The 9,681-nt window shown below is 63.7% G+C and carries 9 protein-coding genes; 4 read left to right on the plus strand and 5 right to left on the minus strand.

What is annotated here, in order from left to right; all coding sequences use genetic code 11:
• On the plus strand, positions 1 to 915 hold a 915-nt coding region (locus AC5JJ6_RS27185; RefSeq protein WP_496045068.1), incomplete at its 5' end, for a DUF2325 domain-containing protein.
• 61 nt (positions 916 to 976) lie between these two features.
• Here AC5JJ6_RS27185 and AC5JJ6_RS27190 read toward each other — a convergent pair.
• The gene (locus AC5JJ6_RS27190; RefSeq protein WP_496045069.1) at positions 977 to 1,402 is read right to left on the minus strand and encodes an organic hydroperoxide resistance protein; all 426 of its coding nucleotides are present in this window, start codon (positions 1,400 to 1,402) and stop codon (positions 977 to 979) included.
• Positions 1,403 to 1,520: 118 nt separating this feature from the next.
• Complete coding sequence (locus AC5JJ6_RS27195; RefSeq protein ID WP_496045070.1) at positions 1,521 to 2,570, minus strand: substrate-binding domain-containing protein; 1,050 nt, start codon at positions 2,568 to 2,570, stop codon at positions 1,521 to 1,523.
• Positions 2,571 to 2,843: 273 nt separating this feature from the next.
• Between AC5JJ6_RS27195 and AC5JJ6_RS27200 the strand changes: the two genes are divergently transcribed.
• A complete protein-coding gene (locus AC5JJ6_RS27200) occupies positions 2,844 to 3,266 on the plus strand; it encodes a MarR family winged helix-turn-helix transcriptional regulator (protein WP_496045071.1) in 423 nt (140 codons plus the stop codon).
• Positions 3,267 to 3,284: 18 nt separating this feature from the next.
• Here the strand turns inward: AC5JJ6_RS27200 and mmsB are convergent, their stop codons facing one another.
• The 3 genes from mmsB to chvE form a co-directional block, all read right to left on the minus strand.
• On the minus strand, positions 3,285 to 4,505 hold the full coding sequence (gene mmsB, locus AC5JJ6_RS27205) for a multiple monosaccharide ABC transporter permease (RefSeq protein ID WP_496045072.1): 1,221 nt from the start codon (positions 4,503 to 4,505) through the stop codon (positions 3,285 to 3,287).
• Positions 4,502 to 6,067 (minus strand): multiple monosaccharide ABC transporter ATP-binding protein, encoded by a 1,566-nt coding sequence (gene mmsA / locus AC5JJ6_RS27210; RefSeq protein WP_496045073.1) that lies wholly within the window; start codon positions 6,065 to 6,067, stop codon positions 4,502 to 4,504. Before mmsA ends, mmsB begins: the two co-directional genes overlap by 4 nt.
• A gap of 68 nt (positions 6,068 to 6,135) precedes the next feature.
• Positions 6,136 to 7,200: a multiple monosaccharide ABC transporter substrate-binding protein gene (gene chvE / locus AC5JJ6_RS27215; RefSeq protein WP_496045074.1), complete on the minus strand. Its 1,065-nt coding sequence runs from the start codon at positions 7,198 to 7,200 to the stop codon at positions 6,136 to 6,138.
• Positions 7,201 to 7,545: 345 nt separating this feature from the next.
• Between chvE and AC5JJ6_RS27220 the strand changes: the two genes are divergently transcribed.
• Both AC5JJ6_RS27220 and AC5JJ6_RS27225 read left to right on the plus strand, forming a co-directional pair.
• Positions 7,546 to 8,556 carry an ABC transporter substrate-binding protein gene (locus AC5JJ6_RS27220; RefSeq protein ID WP_496045075.1) on the plus strand — a complete coding sequence of 337 codons (1,011 nt, stop codon included), beginning with the start codon at positions 7,546 to 7,548 and terminating at the stop codon, positions 8,554 to 8,556.
• Positions 8,557 to 8,558: 2 nt separating this feature from the next.
• A partial coding sequence (locus AC5JJ6_RS27225) for an ATP-binding cassette domain-containing protein (protein WP_496045076.1) occupies positions 8,559 to 9,681 on the plus strand: 1,123 nt, incomplete at its 3' end.

The following is a 9,681-nucleotide window of genomic DNA, read 5'->3' on the forward strand; positions in this document are numbered from 1 at the left end:
CTCCACAAGATGCTGGACGACAAGCACGCCGTCGATATCAAGCGCTTCTCGGCGGTAGCAAACGACCCCGCCGCGATCGAAGCCCTGTGGGAAAAGGCGATGGACAACGGCAGGGTGGCCGGCGCCTACTGGGCAGTCCTCAGCCTGCGCTGTGCGCCGTCGGAGCTTGTGACCAGCATCTACGGCCAAGTCCACATGCTGTCGCACGTGCTGGGCGGCTATAACCGCAACGCCATTCAGCGTCTTGCCACCGCCGAGAAGCAGGTCGCCGAACTGACCCGCCACCGCGACGCCGCCCTGTCGGCCAAGCTGGAATTGGAGCGCGCGAAGGAAAAGCGGATCTGCGAGCTGGAGAGCGAGCTATGCCGCCTGCGCGCGAGCGGTCCGGCAATTGCCAGCGTCGTCGTGGACAGCCGGGAAACGGTCAGACTGAAGGAAAGGCTGGCACGCGCCGAACAGCGGGTATCGGCGGAGCGGGAGCGCCGGCGCGCGGCCGAGGCCCGGCTTGAGCAGCTTCAACTGCTAGACATGGATGTGCCGACGGAACGGCCGAACCACAGCGCCGAGGCCCCTGCCCCGGCCCAGCGGCCCGTGGTCGATGTCGCGGGACAATGCGTGCTTTACGTTGGAGGCCGTCAGGCGCTGGTACCGCATATCCGCTCGGCGATCGAGCGGCGGCAGGGCCGTCTGCTGCACCATGACGGCGGCCTGGAACAGGCGCCGAAGATCCTGGAAACCTTGGTTACCCAAGCGGACATGGTGTTCTGCCCGCTGGATTGCATCAGCCACTCCGCCTGTCTGCGGGTGAAACGGCTGTGCCAGCGATTGGACAAGCCGTTCATGGTGCTGCGCACCAGTGGCGCCAGCTCGCTCGTTCGGGCGCTGCGGTCTGACGAGGCCGGCGTACCGCACTGAATTTTGGACGGGGAGAGGTGTTGGGCCGAAGCCCAACACCCAAGCCTCAGACGACCGACCCTTAGACGACGGTCAGGCGGACGTCAACGTTGCCGCGCGTGGCGTTGGAATACGGGCAGATGTGGTGGGCTTTATCGACGAGAGCCTCGGCCTGGGCCTTTTCCATGCCCGGAAGCGAGATTCGCAGGGCGACATCCAGCCCAAAGCCGCCTTCCGAACGCGGACCGATACCGACATTTGCGGTGATCGAGGTGTCGGCCGGAATCTTGACCTTCTCCTGCGCGCCGGCGGCCTTCAGGGCGCCGATGAAGCAGGCTGCATAGCCGGCAGCGAACAGCTGCTCGGGATTGTTGCCTTCGCCGCCGGCTCCGCCGAGTTCCTTCGGGGTCGCGAGCTTGACGTCGAACGTGCCGTCGGTGGTGGAAGCGCGGCCATCACGGCCGCCGGTCGCGGTGGCTTCTGCGGTATATTTTACATCAACAGGCATGTGGTAACCTCCCTTATTTGCCGTGAATATTCATTCACCGGAATACCATGGTAACAGGCATGGTCCAGGTTTGTCCCATGATGTGGTTTCCGCAGGGCGGCAATCCAGGGGGTGAGGCTCAGAAGGTGGCGAGGTGTTCCAGGTCGACTCCGTCGGCTCTGGCGATGTGGATCAGCCTGCGTCCGCAGTCAGACACCCTTCGCGAAGTCCTCCGGCGTCCCCGGAAACCCATCCGGTCGCTCCGCGATCTCCGCACGTCCTTCATGGCGAGGCTTCCATAACTGGCGGCCATCTGGGCGAAGTAATGGACGCCCTCGTAGCAGGATTCGCCGAACGCATTGGGCATCGGCGCATGCGCGCCGAAGCTCGATCGGTAGTTTTCCAGGAAACTGTCGTTTTCCCGGTAGCGCAGATTGGCGAGATAGCAGGACGAGACGTAGAAATTCTCCAGATTGTCCGGCCCGATGCCGTAGATCACGGTTTCGTCCGTCGCGGTCGAGTAGCGGATGTGGTGCCGGTCCAATCCCGCTTCGCAGAAGGCGCGGTTGAAATCAACCGCCTCCTGGCCCAGCAGATACATCAGCACGACGTCCGGCTTCGCCTTCCGGATCATGTCGAAGGTGCGGGAGTGGTCGGTCAGCCCGAACGGCAGCAGGACATCGCCGACGACCTCGGCCCCGCTGCTCCGGATGATCCGGCGGGCGGCGCGGTGGGAAACCTCCGGCCAGATATAGTCGTTGCCGACCAGGAAGAAGCGGCGGGCGTTGCGGTGCCCGATCAGCCACGGGATGGCCGGCTCCATCAGTTCGTCCGCCGTCTCGCCGATCGCCAGCACGTCCAGGTCGTTCTCGCCGCCCTCGTATTGCGGAGTATAGACGTAGGGGACGCGCCCGCCGATGGCGGAGACCACGGAGGCCCGGGCATCGCTCGGATGCATGCCGACGACGGCGGAAACACCGTCCAGCTCGACCAGGGACGCCGCCTCCTCGGCGGCCTGTAACCGGCCGAAGCCGGCGTTGCCCACGACGATCCTGACGGGCCGGTCCAGGATGCCGCCCGCCGCGTTGATTTCGGCCGCGGCCAGCAGGGCGCAGGCTTCCGACGAAGGCGCCCAGATGCCGGCGGGACCGCTCAAGGGGATCAGCAAGCCGATCTTCAATTCCGACATCGGGGCAACCTTTATCGCGAATGTTCGGGTGTCGGACATTTGCAAGAAACGTGCAATCGTGATAATTCACGGCCGCGCAAGATAGATTTCTAAGCTTAACACTGGAAGCTGCTTCTTGTTTGTGCAAATGCCCGACTTGTTTCCACAGATGCGTCTCCTTCGAGCTTCCCCTTGGCACAAGGCATCATGGCCCAAATACCCGCTCGACAGCGGATACCGGGCTGATGGAAAGTGCAGATATTGAAAGTCGAGAGATTGACGGGGGCGAATATCGTGTCCACGAGAATGCAGGACCAGCTGGCTTACCTGATCGCCAGCGTGAACCGCCGTCTTGAGGAAGAGTTGGCCGAGCAATTGCGGGCGGAAGGCATTCCGATCGAGCAGATGCGCATCCTGACGGCGCTCGCCGACGGCGCCGGACTCCCGATGGGCGATCTGGCGACCATCGTCCTGGTGGAAGGGCCGACGCTGACGAAGATCGTGGACCGGATGGTGACCAACTCGCTGGTCTATCGGTCACCCGACGCCAAGGACCGGCGGCGCATCCTGATCTTCATGACCCCGCGCGGCAAGGCGACCTACGAGCGGATACGCGGAATCGCCGCCGATCAGCAAAGCCGCTTGCTGGAGCGGCTACAGGGGCAGCAATACGAACAGTTGAAAGGCCTGCTGGAGAGCCTCGGCGCGCGGCACTGAGGCTCTCCCCAAGCAGGCTTATGCCTTGTTCTTGTAGTAGACGTCCAGGAACACGGCGGCGAGCAGCACCAGGCCCTTGATGACCTGCTGCCAGTCGATGCCGACGCCGATGATCGACATGCCGTTGTTCATGACACCCATGATGAAGGCGCCGATCACGGCGCCGGTCACCCGGCCGACGCCGCCGGAAGCCGACGCGCCGCCGATGAAGCAGGCGGCGATCACGTCCAGTTCGAACGACACGCCCGCCTTGGGGGTTGCCGTGTTGAGCCGGGCCGCGAAGATCAGTCCGGCGAGTGCCGCCAGCACGCCCATGTTGATGAAAGTGTAGAAGGTGACGCGCTCGGTGTTGATGCCCGACAGCTTCGCCGCCTTCTCGTTGCCGCCGATCGCATAGATCCGCCGACCGATCGTCGTCCGCATCGTGACGAAGGTATAGAGCATGATCAGCGTCGCCATGACGATCAGGACGTTGGGCAGGCCCTTATAGGAAGCCAGCAGGAATCCCAGATACATCACGACCAGGGCGATAACGGCGTTCTTCGCCGCGAAGAACAGCAGCGGCTCTTCCTCCACCCCGTGTTTCTGGCGGTTCAGGCGGTTGCGGTAGTTCAGGCCGATCAGAATCAGCGGAACCGCGATGCCAAGCAGGACGGAGGTGACATGGACCGTCGTCGAGCCGTCCAGCGCCATGCCGCCGAAGATGTCGGGGATGAAGCCGGAGCTGAGCTTCTGGAACTCCGGCGGGAACGGGCCGACGGACTGCCCGGCCAGCAGGGCGAGGCTGAGGCCCTTGAAGACCAGCATGCCGGCAAGGGTCACGATGAAGCTGGGTATCTTGAAGAAGGCCACCCAGTAGCCCTGGGCCGCCCCGATCAGGCCGCCGACCGCCAGGCAGATGATCGTCGTCGGGATGTAGTGGATCTTGAACTGGACCATCATGACGGCGGCGAGCGCGCCGATGAATCCCACGACCGATCCGACCGACAGGTCGATGTGCCCCGCCACGATCACCAGCAGCATGCCCAGCGCCATGATGATGATGTAGCTGTTCTGAAGGATCAGGTTGGTCAGGTTGAGCGGCTTCAGCAGAGTGCCGTTGGTCATGAACTGGAAGAAGATCATGATGGCGATCAGCGACAGCAGCATGCCGTATTCGCGCAGGTGCCGCTTGATGAAGACCCGCAGCGGCTCGCCGCCACCGCCACCGCCCGGTGCGAGGACTGTTTCGGTGCTCATGCTATCTTCTCCCTGGGCGCCTGCTCATGAGCGGGCGCTTCCCTGCCCCGCATGATCGCGCGCATGATTTTTTCCTGGCTGGCATCGGCTGCCGGCATCTCGGCGACGAAGCGGCCCTCGTTCATCACGTAGATCCGGTCGCAGACGCCGAGCAGTTCGGGCATCTCGGACGAGATCATGATGACGCCCTTACCCTCGTCGGCCAGCTGGTTGATGATGGTGTAGATTTCGTACTTGGCGCCGACGTCGATGCCGCGCGTCGGCTCGTCCAGGATCAGCACTTCCGGCTTCGAGAAGAGCCACTTGCTGAGCACGACCTTCTGCTGGTTGCCGCCGGACAGGTTGACGACCTGCTGGAGCACGCTGGAACTGCGGATGTTCAGCCGCCGCCGGTAGGTGTTGGCGACGGACAATTCCTCCATGTCGTCCAGAACGGTCCCGCGCGAGATCCCGCCGAGGTTGGCCAGCGAGATGTTGTGCATGATGGTGTCGTTGAGGACGAGGCCGTAGTGCTTACGGTCCTCGGTGACATAGGCAAGACCGCTGTCCACCGCGCGCCGGATCGTGCTGACGTCGATCTCCTTGCCGTTCAGGAAAGCCTTGCCGGTGATGCGCCGGCCGTAGGAGCGGCCGAAGACGCTCATGGCGAACTCGGTCCGCCCGGCTCCCATCAGCCCGGCGATGCCGACGATCTCGCCGCGCCGGACGTTCATGCTGACGTTCTTGATCTGGAGGCGGTCGGCGTGGATCTGGTGATGGACGTTCCAGTCCTTCACCTCGAACAGCATCTCGCCGATCTTCGGATCGCGCTTGGGATAGCGGTCCGCCAGCGGGCGGCCGACCATGCCCCGGATGATCCTGTCCTCGCTGACGGCTTCGCTCCGGCAGTCCAGCGTTTCGACCGTGCAGCCGTCGCGAAGAACGGTAATCGAGTCGGCGACCTTGGAGATCTCGTTGAGCTTGTGGGAGATCAGGATCGAGGAAATGCCGCGCTTCTTGAACTCCAGCAGCAGGTTCAGCAGCGCGTCGCTGTCGCTCTCGTTCAGGCTGGCGGTCGGCTCGTCCAGGATCAGCAGCTTCACTTCCTTGGACAGCGCCTTGGCGATTTCGACCAGCTGCTGCTTGCCGACGCCGATATCGGTGATCAGGGTGGCCGGCGATTCGCTCAATCCCACCATCCGCAGCAGGTCGCGGGTCCGCAGCGTCACGGCGGACCAGTCGATCACGCCGAACTTGGCCTGCTCGTTGCCGAGGAAGATGTTTTCGGCGATGGACAGCAGCGGCACCAGCGCCAGTTCCTGATGGATGATGACGATGCCGGCCTTCTCGCTGTCCGCGATGCCGGTGAAGCGCCGTTCCTCTCCCTGGAACCAGATCTCGCCGGAGTAGGAGCCGTGCGGATAGACGCCGCTCAGGACCTTCATCAGCGTCGATTTGCCGGCCCCGTTCTCGCCCACCAGTGCGTGGATCTCGCCGCTTTCCACGCGCAGATTGACGTTCTCGAGCGCATTGACGCCCGGAAACGTCTTGGTGATCCCCCGCATTTCAAGGATCGCAGTCATCGAGCACCTTACATTGCCTTCGATTTACGGGAGGACGGATCAGACGCCCTCCCGCAGGCTCAACCGCGTCAGCGGAACTCGCTTTCCTTGTAGTATCCGCTGTCGACCAGGATGCTCTTCCAGTTGGAGGCATCGACGCTGACCGGCTTCAGCAGGTAGGCGGGGACGATCTTGACGCCGTTGTCATAGGTCTTGGCGTCGTTGATATCGGGGATCTTGCCGCTCAGCACCGCTTCGACCATGCCGACGGTGACCTTGGCCAGTTCGCGGGTATCCTTGAAGACGGTCGAGGTCTGTTCGTTCGCGAGGATCGACTTGATCGACGGGACCTCGGCGTCCTGGCCGGTCACGATCGGCATCTTCTGGCTGCCGCTGCCGTAGCCGACGCCCTTGAGCGAGGAGATGATGCCGATGCTCAGCCCGTCATAGGGCGACAGGACGGCGTCCACCTTCTTGTCGGTGTAGTAGGCGCTCAGCAGGTTGTCCATGCGCGACTGGGCGACGGCGCCGTCCCAGCGCAGGGTGGAAACCTTGTCCATGCCCGTCTGGCCGCTGGCGACCACCAGCTTGCCGGTGTCGATGTAGGGCTGAAGGACGGACATGGCGCCGTTGTAGAAAAAGAAGGCGTTGTTGTCGTCGGGCGAGCCGCCGAACAGCTCGATGTTGAACGGCCCCTTGCCTTCCTTCAGGCCCAGCTTGTCCACGATGTAGCCGCCCTGGAGCACGCCGACCTGGAAATTGTCGAAGGTGGCGTAGTAATCGACGTTCCCCGAGCCGCGGATCAGACGGTCGTAGGCGATGATCTTGGTGCCCTGGCTGGCGGCCTGGGCCAGCACGTCGGACAACGTGGTGCCGTCGATCGCAGCGATCACCAGAACCTTGGCGCCCTTGGTCAGCATGTTCTCGATCTGCGCAAGCTGGTTCGGGATCTCGTCTTCAGCGTATTGAAGATCGGTCTGGTAGCCCTTTTCCTTGAAGTAGCGGGCCATGTTGTCGCCATCGGCGATCCAGCGCGCGGAAGATTTCGTGGGCATCGAAATGCCGACGGGACCCTTGTCCTGAGCGAACGCCTGAGGCGCCAGCGTGAAAAGGCCAAGCGTTACAGCCGCAACGACGGACGTGAATGCTCTCACTGTTTCCTCCCCCTTTGGTCAGCCGTCTTTTCCATCGGCTTTTTCTAAGTTACGGCATGGCTGATGCGCATGACCGAAGTCGGTTCGATCCTCGATCTAATTGCGCCGATAGTCAAATGCGCTTTGCGTCCGAGCCCCAAGAATCCTACGCCCTAGTACTTTAAGCGTAATCTCATGCACTTGCCCGATACTTCGGTATTACAGCTTTGGAGGACCATGGGAGTCGGCTTGACGCTGTTCCGGAATGCGCCTAGCGTTTATTCAACATCTTAACTATCACAGATAAAACTATCGCCTGTTCTTGCGGCGAGCGGAAAACAAGAAACATCCAGTGAGGAAACCTCAATGAAGATCAGGGTCGCCCTAGCCGTGGCCGTGGCCGCAACCTGCCTTTCCGGTACAGCGGTTGCCGACACGTCGTCGAAAAAGATAGCGCTATCCAACAACTATGCCGGCAACTCGTGGCGCCAGGCGATGCTCAAAAGCTGGGGCAAGGTCACCTCCAAGGCGGTGGCCGACAAGGTCGTCGCCGACGCCTCCGCCTTCACGACGGCGGAGAATCAGGCGACCGAGCAGGCGGCGCAGATCCAGAACCTGATCCTGCAAGGCTACGACGCCATCGTCGTCAACGCCGCATCCCCCACGGCACTGAACGGCGCGGTCAAGGAAGCCTGCGACGCCGGCGTTACGGTGGTGTCGTTCGACGGCATCGTGACGGAGCCGTGCGCGTGGCGGGTCGCGGTCGACTTCCGCAAGATGGGCGAGATCCAGGTGGATTATCTGGCCCAGCGTTACCCGCAGGGCGGCAACCTGCTGGAGATCCGGGGGCTGGCCGGCGTCTTCGTCGATGACGAGATCCACAAGGGAATCGAGGACGGCGTCAGGAAGCACACGAACTTCAAGATCGTGTCGTCCGTCCACGGCGACTGGACGCAGGAAGTGGCGCAGAAGGCGGTTGCCGGCGTGCTGCCGACCTTGCCGGAAATCCGGGGCGTCGTGACCCAGGGCGGTGACGGCTATGGTGCGGCGCAGGCGTTCAAGGGAGCCGGCCGGCCGGTTCCGACCATCATCATGGGCAACCGGCAGGACGAGCTGCTGTGGTGGAAGGAGCAGAAGGACGCGAACGGCTACGAGACCATGTCGGTTTCCATCGCGCCCGGCGTCGGCACGCTGGCCTTCTGGGTCGCGCAGCAAATCCTCGACGGCAAGGACGTGCCGAAGGACCTGATCGTGCCGTTCCTGTCGGTCGAGCAAGGGAACCTGGAAGAACGCCTGAACCAGACCGAGAAGGGGGGAGTGACCAACGTCGAATACTCCCTCAGCGATGCGCAGGCTGTAATCGGGGGCAAGAAGTAACGGTGGCAAGTCAGGCAAGTTCAGGTCAGGCGCGCGTGATGGTTTCCGACGAGGTTGCTCTCCTTCTCGACGATGTCCGCAAAAGCTTCGGCGCGGTCCGCGCCCTGGCCGGTGTCACCCTGCGCGTCGGGCGGGGTGAACGGCTGGGGCTGGTGGGGCACAACGGCGCCGGCAAATCGACGCTGATGCACGTCCTGGCGGGCGTGCTCAGGCCCGATGGCGGGACCATCAGCGCCGATGGCGGCCGGCAGGTCGCGGACTACGATACGGCGGCCGCGGGCAAGCTCGGCGTGCGCTGCGTGTTCCAGGAACTCTCGCTCTGCCCCAACCTGACGGTCGGCGAGAACGCCCGCGTCCTCCACCCCGGCCTGCGCGGCTGGGGCTGGCGGAAGCGGGCGGAGGGGCTGATCCTGGAACAGCTCGACGCGATCTTTCGCGGCCATGGGATCGACCCCAAGACCATCGTCGCGGACCTGTCGCTGGGCCGGAGGCAGATGGTGGAGATCGCCCGCGCCTTCACCGTCACAGACACGCCGATCCGGCTGGTCATCCTGGACGAGCCGACATCGTCGCTGGACGCGACCGCCGCCGAACAACTGCTGTCCTACCTGCACAGGGCGAACCTGGGCGGCGTCGCCAGCGTCTTCATCTCCCACATCCTGCCGGAGGTGCTGAGCGCCGCCGAGCGGGTCGTGGTGATGCGGGAGGGCCGCATCGTGCTGGACGGCAGGGCGTCGGAACTGACGCGCCGGATCATCGTCCGCAGCATGGGGGCGGCGGACGAGGAACTGTCGGAGGCGGAGAGTTCGGCCAGGGTGATGGACACCACGGCGGACCGGCCCCGGCAGGTGCTGGCGAAGCCGCTGGCCGCGACCGGCGGAATGGAGCTGTCCGCCTGCAAAGGCGATATCGTCGGGCTGGCCGGGCTGGCGGGGCATGGCCAGTCGACCATGCTGATCCGCTTGTTCGACGCCTGGGGAAAACGCGATCCGGCGACGCAGGTGGCGGCTCCGGTGGCGCTGGTCCCCGGCGACCGGCAGTCGGACGGCGTCTTTCCACTGTGGTCGATCTCCCGCAACATCTCGGTCCGCTCGCTCGGCAGCTTGCGGAGGTTCGGCCTGATCG

Source organism: Skermanella sp. (assembly GCF_059503625.1).

What these genes read in the sequence shown, in the direction of transcription:
- AC5JJ6_RS27190 (WP_496045069.1), bottom strand. Translation starts at nt 1,402, where the DNA reads ATGCCTGTTGATGTAAAATATACCGCAGAAGCCACCGCGACCGGCGGC.
- AC5JJ6_RS27195 (WP_496045070.1), bottom strand. Translation starts at nt 2,570, where the DNA reads ATGTCGGAATTGAAGATCGGCTTGCTGATCCCCTTGAGCGGTCCCGCC.
- mmsB (WP_496045072.1), bottom strand. Translation starts at nt 4,505, where the DNA reads ATGAGCACCGAAACAGTCCTCGCACCGGGCGGTGGCGGTGGCGGCGAG.
- mmsA (WP_496045073.1), bottom strand. Translation starts at nt 6,067, where the DNA reads ATGACTGCGATCCTTGAAATGCGGGGGATCACCAAGACGTTTCCGGGC.
- AC5JJ6_RS27220 (WP_496045075.1), top strand. Translation starts at nt 7,546, where the DNA reads ATGAAGATCAGGGTCGCCCTAGCCGTGGCCGTGGCCGCAACCTGCCTT.